10 protein-coding genes are annotated in these 17,967 nt (G+C 62.4%); 5 read left to right on the plus strand and 5 right to left on the minus strand.

The window, feature by feature from the left end:
* The gene (locus ABC729_RS00455) at positions 1-930 is read right to left on the minus strand and encodes an ABC transporter permease subunit (RefSeq protein ID WP_495605712.1); all 930 of its coding nucleotides are present in this window, start codon (positions 928-930) and stop codon (positions 1-3) included.
* Between the two features lie 128 nt (positions 931-1,058).
* Entirely contained in the window at positions 1,059-1,979 is a 921-nt protein-coding gene (locus ABC729_RS00460) for a ketopantoate reductase family protein (RefSeq protein ID WP_495605713.1), read from the minus strand.
* Positions 1,980-2,309: 330 nt separating this feature from the next.
* On the opposite strand from ABC729_RS00460, the gene ABC729_RS00465 reads away from it, so the two are divergent.
* From ABC729_RS00465 to ABC729_RS00485, 5 genes are all read left to right on the plus strand, one after another.
* Positions 2,310-5,210, plus strand: a complete 2,901-nt coding sequence (locus ABC729_RS00465) for an EAL domain-containing protein (protein ID WP_495605714.1) — start codon at positions 2,310-2,312, stop codon at positions 5,208-5,210.
* Positions 5,211-5,538: 328 nt separating this feature from the next.
* The gene (locus ABC729_RS00470) at positions 5,539-7,773 is read left to right on the plus strand and encodes a DUF1302 domain-containing protein (protein WP_495605715.1); all 2,235 of its coding nucleotides are present in this window, start codon (positions 5,539-5,541) and stop codon (positions 7,771-7,773) included.
* 47 nt (positions 7,774-7,820) lie between these two features.
* Positions 7,821-9,158 carry a DUF1329 domain-containing protein gene (locus tag ABC729_RS00475; protein WP_495605716.1) on the plus strand — a complete coding sequence of 446 codons (1,338 nt, stop codon included), beginning with the start codon at positions 7,821-7,823 and terminating at the stop codon, positions 9,156-9,158.
* 92 nt (positions 9,159-9,250) lie between these two features.
* A complete protein-coding gene (locus ABC729_RS00480) occupies positions 9,251-10,219 on the plus strand; it encodes a WD40/YVTN/BNR-like repeat-containing protein (protein WP_495605717.1) in 969 nt (322 codons plus the stop codon).
* A gap of 50 nt (positions 10,220-10,269) precedes the next feature.
* Positions 10,270-12,642 (plus strand): efflux RND transporter permease subunit, encoded by a 2,373-nt coding sequence (locus ABC729_RS00485; protein ID WP_495605718.1) that lies wholly within the window; start codon positions 10,270-10,272, stop codon positions 12,640-12,642.
* Between the two features lie 173 nt (positions 12,643-12,815).
* On the opposite strand, the gene ABC729_RS00490 is transcribed toward ABC729_RS00485, so the two are convergent.
* From ABC729_RS00490 to ABC729_RS00500, 3 genes are all read right to left on the minus strand, one after another.
* A complete protein-coding gene (locus ABC729_RS00490) occupies positions 12,816-14,690 on the minus strand; it encodes an autotransporter domain-containing protein (protein WP_495605719.1) in 1,875 nt (624 codons plus the stop codon).
* Positions 14,691-14,926: 236 nt separating this feature from the next.
* On the minus strand, positions 14,927-16,096 hold the full coding sequence (locus tag ABC729_RS00495) for a hypothetical protein (protein WP_495605720.1): 1,170 nt from the start codon (positions 16,094-16,096) through the stop codon (positions 14,927-14,929).
* 237 nt (positions 16,097-16,333) lie between these two features.
* Positions 16,334-17,611 (minus strand): hypothetical protein, encoded by a 1,278-nt coding sequence (locus ABC729_RS00500; RefSeq protein ID WP_495605721.1) that lies wholly within the window; start codon positions 17,609-17,611, stop codon positions 16,334-16,336.
* Between the last annotated feature and the right edge of the window lie 356 nt (positions 17,612-17,967).

The following is a 17,967-nucleotide window of genomic DNA, read 5'->3' on the forward strand; positions in this document are numbered from 1 at the left end:
TCACACCTTCTCGATATCGGGGCGGCCCAGGAGGCCCGTGGGCCGGAAGACCAGCACCAGGATCAGCACGGAGAAGGAGGCGACATCCTTGTAGGCACCCGAGACATAGCCGGTGAAGAACGCCTCAATCAGGCCGATCAGCAGCCCGCCCAGCATGGCACCCGGCAAGGAGCCGATGCCGCCCAGAACAGCGGCGGTGAAGGCCTTCATGCCTGCCAGGAAGCCGATATAGAAATCGATCACCCCGTAATACATGGTGACCAGCACGCCGGCCACCGCGGCCAGGGCGGCGCCCATGACGAAGGTAAGGCTGATGGTGCGGTCGACATTGATGCCCAGCAAGCCCGCCATGGTGCGGTCCTGTTCGCAGGCGCGCTGAGCGCGGCCCAGGGCGGTGCGGTTGATCAACTGCGTGAAGCCCAGCATCAGGGCCAGTGTCAGCAGGATGATGAACAGCTGAATATAGGAGACATTGACGGCGAACCCGTCGCCCTGCCACAGCGTCACGCCGCCATTCATCACAGGGGCCAGCGGCTTGGGCCGCGCGCCCTGCGTCTGCATGACGTAGTTCTGCAACAGGATCGACATGCCGATGGCGCTGATCAGCGGTGCCAGTTTTGGCGCGCCGCGCAGGGGCCGGTAGGCCACGCGTTCCACCGTCCAGCCATAGGCGGCGGTGAAGGCGATGGCCATGACCAGCACCAGCAGCAGAGCCAGCGGCACCGACGTCACCCCGGCGGCGGCCAGGATGGAAAAGGTGGTGACCGCCACGAAGGCGCCGATCATGTAAATCTCGCCATGGGCGAAATTGATCATGCGGATGATGCCGTACACCATCGTGTATCCGATGGCGATCAACCCATAAATGGCCCCCAACGCAAGGCCATTGATGAGGTATTGGAGAAACGTCCCCAGCGCTGACGCGTCCATGTGCCCCCAGTCCGAATTGGCCGGCTGCCCCTTTCTGTCTGGCGGGGCTTGCACCGGCGAAGGTGCGCCACCGTAACGGAAGGGGGCGGGGGGCAGCAAGCCCGCAAAGGCCGCTTGTGGGCCTGATTTCAGGCGATGGCGGCCAACTGCTCCTCATGCACGCGCAAATGCAGCAATGCCAAGTCCAGCAGCGGGGTCGCCACGCCACGGGCGCGCGCGCAGGCGGCCATGTGGCCCAGGATATGTTCCGCCTCCGTCCGCCCGCCCTTTGCCACGTCGCGGGCCATGGAGGCATTCACCTTGCTGCCCGCGTCCATGATCTGCGCGCCATATTCGTCCAGCAGGGCGGCGCGAGGAGCGAAACCCTCCGCCGTCGCGACGGCGGCGCATTCGGCCAGCAGTGCCTTCATGAAATCCGTTCCCCCCGGCTGCCGGTTGATGGCGCCGACGGGGCCGCGCATCAGACAGGTGGAGCCGGCCAGCGTGGCCAGGAAGAAATATTTCTCCCATAGGTCCAGCATGATGTTGTCGGACATATGCCAGTCGACGCAGGTCGGGCGGAAGGCGTCGGCCAGGGCCGAGACGGTCGCCTGCTGCGCCGCATGCCGGACACCGAACACCAGCTTGTGGATGGTGGACAGATGCCGGACGGTCCCCTGTTCGTCCAGCGTGATGGGAATATGGCACAGCCCGCCCATCACACGTTCAAGCCCGAAGGCCGCGTCTAGCACCTCCATATGCCGCACGCCGTTCAGCAGCGGCATCAGAATACTGTCGGGGCCCATGGCGGGCATGACGCTGTCGATGGCGGCGTCCAGGTCCCAGGCCTTGCAGGCCAGGATCACCAGATCATAGGGCTTTCGCGCCTTGGTGACGGTCTGGGCCGGGACGCGGATATTGCCATGGGGGCTTTCCACCCGCAGCCAGTTCTCCATCAACTGCGCCTGACGCCGCGGGCGGACCAGGAAGGTGACGTTGGCGCCGGCCTCCATCAGCCGTCCGCCGAAATAGCCGCCGACCCCGCCGGCGCCTAAGAACAGGATACGCATCGCCATCTCCCCCGAACGTAAGCGGCGCCTTCATAGCATCCGCACTGCCGTCGATTCGACCGAAAATCGAGCGATCCCACGGCACGGACCGCGCAGATATTCTGAATTTCCGCTCAACTGAATAAAGCAGCGGGCAAGGCCGCCCACCGGTCCCGCGACGGCGCGTGAAGACTTTCAAGTTAAAGGGATTGTCATATCCAAGCGCATGAAGGCAGACTATCCTCTGTAGATGCGTGAAGTTCCCGGCCCTGCGCCGGCTTTGCGCGCCGTTGGGGCATCCAAGGCATGGGCGATGGGGGCCCGGCGGCGGATTTTGGTGCTAAGGTGTGGATGAAAGCGACGTTACCGCCTGAACAGGCCGAGACGGACATCCTGCCGGAGAGCGGGGCGGCGGAGACGGGTGCGGTGGCGCGCGTGCCGCTGCGTAAACGCTTGTCCTTCAAGCAGGCGCGCAACACGGCCTTGGTCACCTTGATGCTGGGTCTAGTGCTGTCCACGGCCCAGATCACCATCGACCTTCTGGACATGGAGCGGCAGTCTGACCAGCTTGTGAAGCAGGTCCTGTCGATCATGCGGGAGGCCGCCGCCGAAAGCGCCTATTCCTTCGATCAGGCCCTGGCCGACCGCGTCGTTACCGGCCTGTTTGAGTATAAGCCCATCTACCGCGCCGTGATTCTGGAGGATTTCGGCAATCAGCTGGCCGCCCGTGAACGTCCGCAGGCGGAGGGGCAGCTGAAATGGCTGGCGGAGATGCTGTTGCCGGTGGAGAAGACCTTCTCCATCCCCCTGGTCATCGAGCGCCATAATCAGAATGTGGGCGAGCTGCGGGTCTCCATCGACCGGTTCCTGATCGCCCAGGAATTCTTCCGTCGCTCCGGCGTTGTGCTGGGCACGGGCATCATCTGGACGGTGGCCCTGGCCCTGATTCTGGTGGTGATGTTCTATTCCACCCTGACCAAGCCCTTCCTGCGCATGTCGTCGGCCATTGCGGAGATCAATCCGCAGCGCCCGGCCGACAAGCTGCTGTCCGTGCCCAAGCGGCATGAGGATGACGAGCTGGGTCTGCTGGCCCGGACCATCAATGAGGTGCTGGTGCAGTTCGACCATTCACTGGTCGAGCGTGTGCGCGCCGAACATGCGCTGCGGGAGCGTGAAACGCGCCTGTCCGGCATCATGGATAATGTCGCCGACGGCATCATCACCCTTGACGAGGATCTGCGCATCGAGACCATGAACAGCGCCGCCGAGGCGCTGTTCGGCTATGCCGACGGGGAGGCGGTCGGGCAGCCCTTCGTCACCTTGATCGAGGAGCGCGACTGGACCCGCGTGGCCGTGGCCCTGATGGCCTGCCTGCGCCGGTCCGAGGAGGAGCAGCGCCCCGACAACCGCGCCGAAATCCAGGGCCGCCGCCGCCAGGGCGAGGTATTCGCCATGGCCTTCGGCGTCAGCCAGATGCGTCTGGGCGACCGCCGTACCGCTATCTGCGTGGTGCAGGACATCACCCAGCGCAAGCGCGCCGAACAGGCCCTGCGCGAGAGTGAGGAGCGGCTGAAACTGGCCGTGCGCGCCACGCGGTCGGGCGTGTTCGACAATTCCTATACAAAGAGCACCTATTGGTGGTCGCCGGAATTCATCGAGATGCTGGGGTACGACGCTGTCGATGCGATGTATGCCAACAAGCTGTTCGACGGCCTGCTGCATCCCGATGACAAGGACATGGCCCAGAACCAGATTGAGCGTTATCTGAACGGGGAGGTGGGCGATTATCTGTCGCTGTACCGCCTGCGCCACCGCGACGGCTCCTGGGTCTGGATCGAGGCGCGCGGTCAGGCCATCCGCGATGACAGCGGTCGCCCCCTGCGTTTCACCGGCACCATGACCGACGTGTCGGACCGCAAGCGGTTCGAAGAACAGCTGATGTATGTCAGCACGCACGACCCCCTGACCGGCCTGCCCAACCGCACCCTGGTGCAGGATCGGCTGCAGCACGCGCTGGCTCATGCCGGGCGCAAGGGCACCACCGTCGCCGTGCTGCTGTTGGATGTGGACCGGTTCAAGCTGGTCAATGACAGCTTGGGCCATCAGGCGGGTGACAAGCTGTTGCGCGCATTGGCGCAGCGCCTGGGTTCCTGCGTGCGCGCCGCCGACACGGTGGGCCGCCTGGGTGCCGACGAATTCCTGATCGTGGCGGAGGATCTGCCCGATCCGCAGATGGCGGCGCGCGTGGCGGAGACCATCCTGGTCAGCCTGTCACGTCCCTTTGGCATCGACGGACAGCAATTGTTCGTCACCACCTCCATCGGCATCGCCCTGTTCCCCGGCGATGGAGCGGATTTCCATGCCCTGATGCGCGATGCCGACACGGCCATGCACAATGCCAAGGCGTCGGGCGGCAACGGCTACCGCTTCTTCACGCCGGAGATGAACGAGGCGGCTGTGGCCCGCCTGTCGCTGGAACATTCTCTGCGCGAGGCGCTGGAACAGGGGCAGTTCTTCCTACATTACCAGCCCAAGATCGCCATGGCCGACCTGAAGGCGGTGGGTGTCGAGGCGCTGATCCGCTGGCAGCACCCGGAAATGGGCATGATCCCGCCGGGCAAGTTCATTCCTGTGGCGGAAGAAACCGGCCTGATCGTGCCGTTGGGCGAATGGGTCATGCGCGCCGCTCTGGCCCAGATTCAGGATTGGCGCCGGCGTGGTTTCGCCCCCATCCCGGTGGCCGTGAACGTGTCGGTCCGCCAGATCGCAACACCAATGTTCGGCGAACGCGTCTTCGCGCTGTGCCAGGAATATGGCGTGCCGCCGGAGCTGCTGGAGATCGAAATCACCGAAACGGCGATGATGTCGAACCTGGCCTATATCGCCGATACGCTGAACGAAATCCGGGGCCGGGGCATCCGAATCGCTATCGATGATTTCGGCACTGGCTATTCCTCGCTCTCTTATCTGCGCCGTCTGCCCATCACCACCTTGAAGGTGGACCGGTCCTTCGTGAACGAGGCGCCGACCAATGCCGATACAGGCGCCATCGCCGCCACCATCATCGCCATGGGCCGGCAACTGGGCCTGAAGGTGGTGGCCGAGGGCATCGAGACGGAGGAGCAACTGGAATTCCTGCGACTGCATCATTGCGATGAGTTGCAGGGCTATTTCTTCTCCCGGCCGCTGCCGCCGGGCGATCTTGAAACCCGATTCCTGCAACCGGATAGTGTGCTTGAAGTTGCAGGTTGACGTAAACGTCACAAGGGGTTGAGAGGCATTTTCGTCATTCGCAAGTGCAAAATTACCCGTATGGCGGGAGCGTTGCCCAATAAACGGGCGTTTGACCGAAATGCCGTAAATCCGATCAAGCCATTGGAAACTGGACAAAAAATGTGTCTTTTTTGCCAGTCCGCGCATCAAACGATCCCGACGGAGACATAACGCGCATAGAAGCCTTGACGTCCCCACATGGCGGCCTTTACGACAAGGTTACGCGAAATTCCCCCGGCTCCTGAATGGGGTCGGCCGCCGGCCCACAGCCGGGGAATGATAAGAATGGGATGCGAGGAGGAAACGCATGGCACGCAAATCGACGCCGCGGTTGCGCACGGATCGCCGGGTACTGGCCGGGGTAAGTGCGGCGGCCATCCTGGCCCCGATGCTGGCGGTGGGCAGCGCCCAGGCCGTCACGTTCAACCGGGGTGAGTTGAGCGGCAGCTTCGATACGACCCTGACCATGGGCGCGCTGTTCCGCGTCCAGGGCCGCGATCCGGACCTGATCGGCGTCGCCAATGGCGGTCGCGCCCATTCGATCAATGGCGATAACGGCAATCTGAACTACGACAAGGGTCTGGTGTCGCTCGCCGGTCGTGCCACGCACGAACTGAAGCTGAGCTATGGCAACCTGGGCGCCTTTGTCCGTGGCACTTACTTCTATGACGTTGTGAACGCCAAGAAGTCGTCCACCAACGGTGCGCGCACCAACCGCTTCGCCTTCAATTCCGACACGACCGAGCGTATCGGTCGTGACTTCGACCTGCTGGACGCCTTCGTTTACGGCGACTTCGCAGTGGGTGAAGCCTCCAACCTGTCTGTCCGTCTGGGCAAGCAGGTGTTGAGCTGGGGTGAAAGCACGTTCATCCAGAACGGCATCAACTCCATCAATCCGCTGGATGTCTCCGCTCTACGCGTGCCGGGTTCGGAACTGAAGGAAGGCTTCCTGCCGGTTCCGATCGCCGACATCAACTTCTCCTTCAACGAGAATATCTCGCTGGAAGCCTTCTACCAGTTCAAGTGGGACAATACGGAGCCGGAAGCGGCCGGGTCCTTCTTCTCCACCAATGATGCCGCATCGCCGGGTGGCGAACGCCTGTTCATCGGTTTCGGCAATTATCTGTTCACCGATAATCCCAACCAGGGCGCGGTGGCCGGTGGCAATGTCTTCCCGGTGGACCGTTATCCGAACCCGCTGCTGAACAATTTCCGCGGTGTGCAGTCGCTGACCCCGTTCGGCACGGTCGTGCCGCGCAGCAAGGATGACACGCCCAGCGACAGCGGTCAGTATGGTCTGGCGCTGCGTATCTTCGCGGAAGAGTTGAACAACACCGAGTTCGGCTTCTACTACACGAACCTGCATTCGCGCGTGCCGGTGTTGAGCTCCATTGTCGGCAGCCTGTCGCAGTTCCAGGCGGACAGCGCAAACTTCACCCGCAACTCGTCCTACCGCGCCGAATATCCTGAGGATATTCAGCTGTTCGGTGCCAGCTTCAATACCACCATTCCCTTCGGCATCTCGCTCCAGGGCGAAGTCAGCTTCCGCAAGGATCAGCCCTTGCAACTGGATGACGTGGAGCTGTTGCAGGCAACGCTGGCCGCACCGTCCATCCTGGGTTCGATCGCCCAGGGGCAGGCCGCCGGTGCCGCCGCCGGTCGTGCGCAGGGCAGCGCCACCTTCAACAGCGCCGTCGCCGCCGCCATTGCCGGCAATCCGGCCCTGGCCCCGTTTGCCGGTCGCACGTTTGAACAGATCCAGGCGATCAACCCGACAGTGGCGGGCGCCATCAGCGCCGGAATCGCCGCCGCCCCCGGCTCGCCGGGCGGTACGCGCGCTGCGTTTGAGAATGCCGGTGCCGCCGCCGGTGCCACCACGGGTGCTAATCAGGCAGCCGTCGCCGCCGCGGGTCTGTTCAACACCAACCAGATCGTCAAGAAGATCGGTGTGATCCAGGGCACGACGGCGGCTGCCGTCACCGCCGATCTAGCCAGCCGTTACTTCGGCAAGCGCATCCAGGGCTGGGAAGAGTTCGACGTCACCCAGGCCCAGATGACCGCGACCAAGGCGTTTGAACGCGCCTTCGGTGCCGACCAGTGGGTGGTCGTGGCCGAAGTGGGCGGCACCTGGATTTCCGACATGCCGGACAAGAGCGTGCTGCGCCTGGAAGGTCCGGGCACGGTCGTCGGCGGCAACCCGGCCTTTGTGGGCCGTGGCGGTATGGCCGATCTGGCCACTGACGGCTTCGCGGATGCCTTCTCCTGGGGCTACCGCGCGGCGATCCGCTTCGACTATCTGAACGCGCTGCCGGGCGTCAACCTGTACCCCTCGATTTCCTGGCAGCAGGATGTCAACGGCACCACGCCGACGCCGCTGGGCAACTTCATCGAAGGCCGCAAGGCCGTCAGCCTGGGTCTGCGCGCCCTGGTGCGTGAGACCATCACGGTCGATCTTGCCTATTCCAACTTCTTCGGGGCCGGAAAGTTCAACCTGATCAACGACCGCGACTTCGTGTCGGCCAGCGTCAAGTACTCGTTCTGACGCCGCGAAACGACCAGATAAGAAGATAGCGATCGAGGAGGAAACGCATGTTCCGTATGAAATCCGCACTGCTGGGCGGCGCCATCGCCCTGGTCTTCAGCCTTCCCGCCCTGGCGCAGACCGCTGCCGACCTGGGCAAGACCCTGACCCCGATGGGTGCCATCAAGGCCGGCAATGCCGACGGCTCCATCCCCGAATGGACGGGCGGCATCACCAAGCCGCCCGCCAACTGGCAGGCCGGCACGATTGAGGTTGATCCGTTCCCCGAGGACAAGGTCAAGTTCACCATCACCGCCGCCAACATGGCGCAGTATGAGGATAAGCTGCCGGAAGGCCTGAAGGCCCTTCTGAAGCGTTATCCTTCCTATAAGATGAATGTCTACCCGACCCGCCGCAGCGCGTCGTACCCGGACCGCATCTATAAGGAAACCATGGCCAATGCCTCGCGCGCCAAGCTGGCCGACGGTGGCAATGGCGTGGAAGGGGCCAAGGAGGGCGTGCCCTTCCCCATCCCGAAGGAGGGCGTGGAAGCCGTCTGGAACCACCTGCTGCGTTATCGCGGCGAGGCGACGGAACGCAATGTCGGTCAGGTCAATCCGCAGACCGATGGCTCCTACACCCTGATCATGCTGCATGAGCAGGTGAAGTATCTGTATCAGGCACCGGGTGGCGCGCCGGCCAACACCTCGCTCTACTTCCTGCAGGAAGTCACCAGCCCGGCCCGTCTGGCCGGCGAAATCCTGCTGGTGCATGAGACGATCAACCAGGTGAAGGAGCCGCGTTCGGCCTGGACCTACAATCCCGGTCAGCGCCGCGTGCGCCGTGCCCCCAACGTTGCCTATGATAATCCCGGTACCGCGTCCGACGGTCTGCGCACCACCGACAATTTCGACATCTATTCCGGTGCGCCCGACCGCTACGATTGGAAGATGATCGGCAAGAAGGAAATGTACGTGCCGTACAATTCCTACAAGCTGCATTCCAAGGACACGAAGTACGACGACATTATCAAGCCGGGCCATATCAACCAGGATCTGGCCCGCTATGAACTGCACCGCGTCTGGGTCGTGGAAGCGACCCTGAAGCAGGGCACCAGCCACATCTATGCCAAGCGCCGGTTCTACATCGATGAGGATAGCTGGCAGATCCTGGTTGCCGACCATCTGGACGCCCGTGGCGAGATGTGGCGCGTGGCCGAAAGCCATCCGGTGAACTACTATTCCATGCCGACCTTCTGGTCGACGCTGGATGCTCTCTATGACCTGCAGTCCGGTCGCTACACCGCCATCGGCCTGGACAATCAGGAGGCGCCGTACAAGTTCGACGCCAAGTTCACCGACGCCGACTTCTCGCCCGACAGCCTGCGCCGCGCCGGCGTTCGCTGATCCTTGATACGGCAACGGGCCGGCCGGTGGCTTACCGGCCGGCCCTTTTCCGTCTCTTGGGCCGCGTTAACCAACCACGCCCGGTGATGCCGATGTTGCGTTCTCCCTTCGCCCTCCGCCCCGTCGCTGCGAGCTTGTGCCTGCTGGCATTGGGCGTCGTTCCCGTGACTGCGCAGGAGCCGGCAGCACCCACGCTGCGCCCCGCCATCATCGCGCCCCTGGCCAGCCAGTCCCTGATCCTGGGTGCGGCACGCGCCGGGGACCGGTTGGTCGCCGTGGGGGAGCGGGGACATATCCTGCTGTCCGACGATAATGGCAAGGCCTGGCGGCAGATGCCGGTGCCCGCCAATGCCGCCCTTACCGGCGTATCCTTTGCCGATGACAAGCGGGGCTGGGCCGTGGGGCACGACGCCATCATCCTGCATACCGTGGATGGGGGCGAAAGCTGGAAGGTTCAGCATGTCGATCCGGAACTGGAACAGCCGCTGATGGATGTGCTGTTCAGCGCCGATGGCCAGCATGGGATCGCGGTTGGTGCCTATGGCCTGTACCTTGAAACCGCCGATGGTGGCGCCACCTGGAACAGCCGGCAGATCAGCGAGGATGATTTCCATTTCAACGCCGTGCTGGCCCCGACCCCGGAAACCCGCCTGATTGCGGGTGAGGCCGGCACTCTGCTGTTCAGCGCCGACGCAGGGGCCACCTGGGCCAAGCTGGAAAGCCCCTATGACGGGTCGTTCTTCGACGCGCTGGTCCTGGGGCCGCAAAGTTTCCTGGCCTATGGGTTGCAAGGCAATATCCTGCGCAGCGATGATGGCGGGAAAAGCTGGACTGCCATTGAAAGCAATACGACGGCCGGCCTGATGGGCGGTGCCGTTCTGGCCGACGGGTCCGTTGTGCTGGTGGGTGCGCAGGGTGCCGTGCTGACCAGCGGTGATGGCGGCCGGACCTTCACCACCACCAAGCGCGCCGACCGCGTGGCGCTGGCCGATGCCATCCAGGCACGCGATGGCAGCGTCATCCTGCTGGGCGAACACGGGCCGATCCTGGTGCCGCGCTGACGCGCCGCCTTCGCCCCGCCCCGATCCCTTGAACGCCAAGGCGAACCGACATGTCCCAGTCCACCTCCTTCCTGTCCCGTCTTGAACATTGGACCTTCCGCAACCGGGTGCTGATCCTGGTTGTGTTCGGTCTGCTGACGGCCTTCATGGGCTGGCAAGGTGCCAAGCTGCGCGTCGATGCCGGGTTCCAGAAGACCCTGCCCCTCGACCATCCCTATATGCAGACCTTTACCAAGCATATGAAGGAGTTCGGGGGCGCCAACCGTGTGCTGGTGGCCCTGTCGGTGAAGGAAGGGGACATCTACACGCCGGAATTCATGACCCGGTTGAAGCAGGTGACGGACGAGGTGTTCTTCGTCCCCGGCGTGGACCGTGCCAGCGTCACCAGTATCTTCACGCCCAATGTCCGCTTCATCGAGATCGTGGAGGATGGGTTCGCGGGCGGTAATGTTATCCCAGCCGAATTCCAGCCCAATGACGAGTGGTTGCCCATCGTCCGCGAAAACGTCCTGAAATCCGGTCAGGTGGGTCGTCTGGTCGCCGAGGATTTCACGGCGGCCCTGGTGTCGGTGCAGTTGGTGGAGAAGGACCCGCGCACCGGCGAGAAGCTGGACTATATGGCGGTGGCCAAGCAGTTGGAGGCCATCCGCGCCAAGTTCGAGGATGACAAGATCCAGGTCCATGTCATCGGCTTCGCCAAAGCCATGGGCGATATCGCCGACGGGGCCAAGAGCGTGGTGCTGTTCTTCGCCATCGCCTTCGTCATCACCGCCGTGCTGGTCTATGGCTACGGCAAAAGCTGGATGATGACCTTTGCGATGCTGGGCATCTCGCTCTGTACGGTCATCTGGCAGTTCGGTCTGCTGGTGCTGCTGGGCTATGGCATCGATCCCTTGTCGATCCTGGTGCCGTTCCTGGTCTTTGCCATCGCCATTTCCCACGGCGTGCAGAATGTCGGCACCATCACCCAGGAAATGGGCAAGGGGGCCGATGCCTTCACCGCCTCGCGGATCAGCTTCGAACGTCTGCTGGTGCCGGGCGCCTCTGCCCTGGTGACCGATGCGCTGGCATTCGTCACCATCGCTATCATCCAGATCCAGATGATCCAGGAACTGGCCGTGTCTGCCTCTGTCGGCATGCTGATCATCATCATCACCCATCTCTGGGTGCTGCCGGTGGTGCTGTCCTTCCTGCCGCTGGGCGACAAGTATCGGGCCCGCGTGTCGGGTCAGGTGGATCGGTTCGACCGCGTCTGGGGCTGGTTTGCCGTCTTTGCCCGGCCCAAGGGCGCCATTGTCATGGTGCTGATCGGGCTGGGCGTGTTCGGCATCTCGCTGTGGGAACAGCGCAAGATGACGGTGGGCGACACGGAGGCGGGTGTGCCGGAGCTGTGGCCCGACAGCCGGTACAACCAGGATGCCCAGCTGATCGTGGATCGGTTCGCCATTGGCGTGGATATCATCCAGGTCATTGTGGAGACTAAGGCCGACGGCTGTATCGATTACAATATCATCAAGCAGGTCGATGATTTCACCTGGGCCATTTCCAACGTCGATGGCGTGCAGTCGACCATGTCCATGGCCACCGCCATGCGGACGGTCAATGCCGGCTGGAACGAGGGCAACCTGAACTGGCGTGTACTGCCGCGCAATTCCCAGGTGCTGGTCCGCACGGTTACGCCCATCGAAACCTCGACCGGTCTGTTGAACTCCAACTGCTCCGTCATGCCGGTTATGATCTTCACCAAGGATCACAAGGCGGAGACGATTCAGCGCATCGTGGATGCGGTGGAGCAGTATAAGAAGGACAACCCTTCCGATACGGTCAGCTTCAACCTGGCGACGGGCAATGTCGGCGTGATGGCGGCCACCAATCAGGCGGTGATGACGGCGGAAAAGCCGATGCTGCTGCTGGTCTATGCCACCGTCGTGCTGTTCTGCGTCATCACCTTCCGCTCCATCGTCGGGTCGCTGGCCACCGTCCTGCCGCTGATTGTGGTGTCGATCCTCTGCAACGCCATGATGACCTGGCTGGGTATCGGTCTGAAGATCTCCACCCTGCCGGCGGCGGCCCTGGGTGTCGGTATCGGTGTGGATTACGGCCTCTATATCTTCAACCGGCTTCAGTCCTATCTGAAGCATGGCTTGAACTTCGCGGAGGCCTATTACCGCACGCTTCAGGAAACCGGCAGCTCGGTACTGTTCACCGGCCTGACCCTGGCCGTGGCGACGGCGACCTGGATTTTCTCTGACCTGAAGTTCCAGGCCGACATGGGCGTGCTGCTGACCTTCATCTTCCTGGCCAACATGATCGGGGCGGTGGTGCTGCTGCCGGCGGTGGCGGCCCTGCTCTACAAGATGTTCCCCAAGCTCTATGAGGCAGAGGTACGCCGGGCGTCAAAGCGGACTTTCGCGGTGCATTGAGGTTGGGTGATTAAAGAAGAAGGGCCGCAACGTGGGAGCGTTGCGGCCCTTCTTCTTTGTGGACATTTGGAGTGATGCGGCAGACCGGTTCATGCCCCCCTTGAACCCGCCGCAAACAAAAAGGCCGCGACGGTTTCCCGCCGCGGCCTTTGTCTTTACTCAACGACCCTTGATCAGAAGCCGATCTTCAGGTGGGCCGTCAGGGCATGATCGGTACGGTCGCCGCCGGCGAAGTGACCATTGTAGCCCAGAGCCACGGCCACATTTTCCGCCGTCTCATGCACCAGATTGGCACCCACGGCCAACCGACCGCGCTTGCCGGCACCCGGATCGGTCACGGCCAACTCGCCATTGGCGAAGCGACCGGTGATGGCGCGGCTGTCGCCCTTGAACTCATACTCATAGGCCACGCGGACCTGCGGCACGAAGCTGGTGCCTACGCCGCTGATCTGACCGCCGACGGAGCCCAGCAGGCTTTCGGCGTCATAATCATCCCAGGTCAGGGCCAGCGGGCCGGCGCCCTTTTCCGCGAAACCTTCCACCTTGCTCTTGGCATAGCGCAGGCCGACGACCGGGCCCATGGCGAAGGAACCGGCCACCGGCGTGAAGCCGACGGTGGTGCCCAGCGCGTAGGTATTGCCCTTGTAATCGCCGCTGGCCTTGGCGAACGGGGTGAAGCGGGTCGCACGCTCCGACTTATAGTCGTCGAAGCTGTAGGACATGGTGGTGTCCAGCCACAGATCGTCCGCCGCCGCCGTGACATAGGCGGTCAGGTTATAGGCGGTGGTATCCAGCTTCGAATAGGCGTCGTCGGTCTTGGAATTCAGGTTGCCGTAGGAGAAGGCCAGACCGGCGATGACATGGCGGTCGACCTGATAGTCGACACCGATGCCGGCATTGAAGCCGTCATAATCGTACCCGAACTGCCCGCGCACTTCCTCACGGTCGCCATCGACATAGGAGCCGAAGACGAACAGACCGAAACGGTCATCCTGACCGGCCTGTGCGCCGATGACATTGACCGAACCCTGGCCGGTGCGGGCACCCGCCATGCGAGCGGACACGCCCTCATTGGCCAGGTCCAGCAGACGCTGCGACGTATCGGTGCTGATGGCCAGCGCTGCCGGGGCTTCGAAGGTCGAGGACAGGGTGCCGTAGGCATATTCCGCGACCATCTGGTGCGCGGCGGCGGTCGGGTGCAGGGCGTCGAAGAACACCGACCCGGCAGCACCGGCAGCGGTGGCGCAAACGCCTGTCGCCACCAGCGACCCGCCCGGCCCGACGGGGGCATAGCAGGGGGTGGTGACGTTGGTGAAGCCATAGGTGGAGGGCGATGCGACCAGACCCTGGAATAGGGCTTGCGCGTCAACGATGGTCACCGTGGCACCCTGCGCACGCAGGGCGTTGGCGGACGCCTTGATGGCCTGCGCATGCAGGTCGGACACGGTGTTGGCGCTGGCCTTGTCGGCGGCCGACAGGCCGCTGGTCAGCGGGATGGAGCCCAGCGGCGGCAGGTTGAACAGCACGAACTGGCGCGCACCGGCCCCATACAGGCGGCCTGCCTGGGTGGTGATGGCACCGGTCGTCGCGGCAATGGCGGCCTGGGCTGCGGCTGTCGGGTTCGCCTGCGGCTGGGTCAGGACGGCGACATAATCATTGCCGCCAATCCAGATGGCGACGGCGCGGCTGGCCGGGATGGAGGTGCCACCAGCCAGATAGGCGTCAACCTGCGCCGTCAGGTCGATGGGGGTGGTCCGGGTGGCGCGCGCACCGCCATAGGCACGGCTGCTGACCGTAAGACCAGTCAGGGTAGCGATATTATCGACCCAGACAGGGCCGTTGGAGAAGCGACCATTCACATAGGGCGCGCCGGGCCGGCTGGCCGGGTTCAGGTTCTTCAGATTGTCGGTATCGCTCAGGCTGTCGCCGAACACGACCAGCGAGGAGATGTCGATCCCCTGGGCCTTGGCGGCCGGGGCGTCCATGGCGATGGCGGACAGGGACAGGACGGCGGCAAGGGCGGTGCCGCCCAGAAGCTTGTGGCTCATCAAAAGGTTCCTCCCATGGTCGGGCTTTCATTTCGTTGCCCGATTCAGCACGCACCGACGGTAGCTAATGACGGCAGACCACGGAAGGGGGTGACGTTACGTAAAGGGCGGTCGCCTATGCATTATTCCGGTGATTGCGGCCCTGATGACACAACCACCCACCCGGATTGCCCCAAAAGATGAGAAAATGGGCGGCCCGCAAGGGCCGCCCTTTCTATGCGGGATGCCGGCCCGACTTAAACGGTGACCGGGCCATCGAAAAAATGCCCGGCGCCAACCAGCGTTTCGGGCGCGAAATTGCCTAATGTCACCAGCGTCTGCTGGGCAGAGCTGAAGTAAGCCATAGGTACCGCGGCACCAGGCAGGCTAGGGGCGAAATCGCCGACATTGGCAATCACGATGTCCTGGAAGCCGTCGCCGTCAATGTCATACACGTCGACATACTCCCAGCCCTGATCGATTTTGAAGATATGCTGGTAATAGTCGAGATAGATCATGTCGGCCGGTGTTTCGCCGAACGGCGCGTGGACCCAGGCGACAAACTCCCGAGAAACAGCGTTGAAGAACAGCAATTCATCGCCGGCCCCCGCCCCGAAATTGCCAACAGCCATAATTTGAGACGTGTCACTCTCGAACGCCCCAATAGAATGCTTTTCGGAACTGTCATTCTTCACAAAAAGCTCGCCCGACGTCCTGTCCTTGAACAGAACGTCGATACCGCCACGCCCATCCAGATCACCCATGCCGATAAAGACCTGATCGGCATCGTAGTTGGCCCAGACAACGTAAAGCTCACCTGTTTCCAGATCGATGGCATTGATCATTTTGGGCTGATCGATCGATCCCGCTTCTGGGGCTGGTCGTTCTGCGACCGGGCCACCGTGATCAATATAAATTTCACCATTGGTGTTCAGCGGGATGCCGCGCAAATCTACACGGATATTCGACATGTCGAAATCCAGATTGCCGATCCAGATGTCGGATGGCTGTGACGGTATCGGGCTGGCTACGGTCGTGTCCGCCGCGACGGCAGCCAACCGCACGGGCGGCAGTTCCACGCCCGTGTGGGACAGATATGAGGTGTACAAAACCTCGTTCCTGCCATCGCCATTGGCGTCGGCAATGCCGAACAGTTCAACAACAGCGGTTATGCCAAGCATCGCGGGGACAGCGACAACCAGGCTCAATTCCTTTTCCACCGGGGCCTCACCGCCAGGCAGCAGGTCGTACCAGACGTAACTGTTGTCGGCGCGCTGAACGACGATATCGTCAACGCCATCATTTGACAGGTTGCCCGCCAGAATCGCGCCAATGCCGGTTGTGGTGATGCCGGGCAGCGGGAACGAGGTGCTAGCCCAACGTACCGTCAGGCCAGCCGCATCGAAGGTTAAAGTTTGCAAGCTCATGGTGTGTGCCCTCGTCTGATTGGGACAGTCGGCATTCCGCTAAGGGATGGTTTGCCGTCTGCCCGAAAGCCCCTTTGGGCTTTAATGTGGCTATCGAAAGTCGATAGTCAATGAGTTACTTAACTATCGATCATGAAATATATAAACTAAATGCATCTTATATCTGCAAACGAAAAATGGGCGGCCTTTGCGGGCCGCCCATAGAAAAACGCTGGTTCAGGCTATCCGGCCTGAGCCTCACAGAATGCTGGGACCGTCGAAGAAATTGCCGACAGCCTTCAGCGTGAAGGGATCGAAGCTGCCCAGTTCCACCAGTTCTTCGGTGGCAGAGCTGTAATAGGCGACCGGTGCCAGGGAGCCCGGACGATAAGGGGCGAAGTCGCCGACGGCAGCGACGATGATGTCTTCGATGCCGTCGCCGTCGATATCCTGCGTACCCACGAAATCCCAGCCGAAATCCAGCTTGAACACCGTCTTGAAGTAATCGACACCGGCCATGTAGGTGGTTGCGATGTCGAAGGGCGGGTGGACCCAGACGCTGAATTCCCGCGTCTCCGCGTTGAAGAACAGGATCTCGTCCAGGCTGTCATCGCCGTGGAAATTGCCAAGGCCAGCCACCGACACGGTGCCGTCGGCGGTGATGCCGCTGACATAGAACGCGTCGGACAGGTCGTTCTTCACATAAAGCTCGCCCGTGCTCTTGTCCTTGAACAGGACATCGACGCCGCCGCGCGCATCCAGATTGCCCAGGGCCACAAACTCTTTATTGCGGTCCAGATTGTCCCAGATGACGTAGACATTGCCGGTTTCGGTATCGACGCCATAGATCTGCTTGGCGGGCTCGGCATAACGACCGGCCCCGGGATACGGCTCGCCCACGGCAATGCCCTGGTCGGTGCTGGGGATATAGACCTCATTCCCCGTCGTCATCAGGACGCCACGCAGGTCGACCTTGATGTTGGAGAAATCGATCTTTGTCAGATCGACGGTACCTTGGGGAGCCTGGCCAATGGGGATAGGGCGCGCGGGCAGCGGGAAGGGGAGGATCGTGAAGATCGGCTCTTCCGTCGGTGCGCCGGACGGCGGGGGCAGTGCGTCATCGCCATAGGGGTGCGGATTGATATAGAAAATCCCGTCAGGTTCGTGACCTTCGCTCGGGCTGATCGTATCACTGCGCAGCAGATAGGAGGTGAAGATCACGTCATTGCGACCATCGCCATTGGCATCGGCAATGCCCAGCAGATCGGTCACCCGCTCAATCCCGAACATGCGCGGTATCGGCAACGGCAATTCCAGCGCATGCTCCACCGGCTTCTCGCCGCCCTTCTGCCCGTCGAACCAGGAGAAGGTGCCGTCATCGCGTCCGACCACGACATCGGCAACCCCGTCAGAGGACAGGCTGCCCGCAACCACTGCGTTGACATTGCTGGTATCGATGCCGGGAAGCGTGATCGACGCAACGGTCGACCGCAGGATCAAACCCGACTTATCGAACGTGAGAATCTGCGAACTCATCGCGCGCATGCCTCTTGATGTGATGGCAGCAGGGCCCAAAGGCCGGTGCCATCGAAATTGTCAGCCCCGATGAACAAGGGATACGCCCGCCCCTGCAAGGGGTCAACAAGTTACTTAATTCGGAATGACGAAATACGACATTACTGGATAGACAGTGTGGTAGCCCGTTGGAAACCCCCAATATGTGGAGGATGCAGGGGGCAGGCGTCCGCCATCCAGGGCAGATAAAGGCGGTCTTGCGCCGCGACTCGTGCGGTTGATTTTACTGCGCGATGTTTCAATCGTTTCCAGCAGGCAAAGAAAAAGCCCCGCCGGTGAGGGCGGGGCTTGATCCAGGGCGGTGGATGAACTGAGCG

It is taken from the genome of Niveispirillum sp. CC-CTL257 (genome assembly GCF_059489915.1).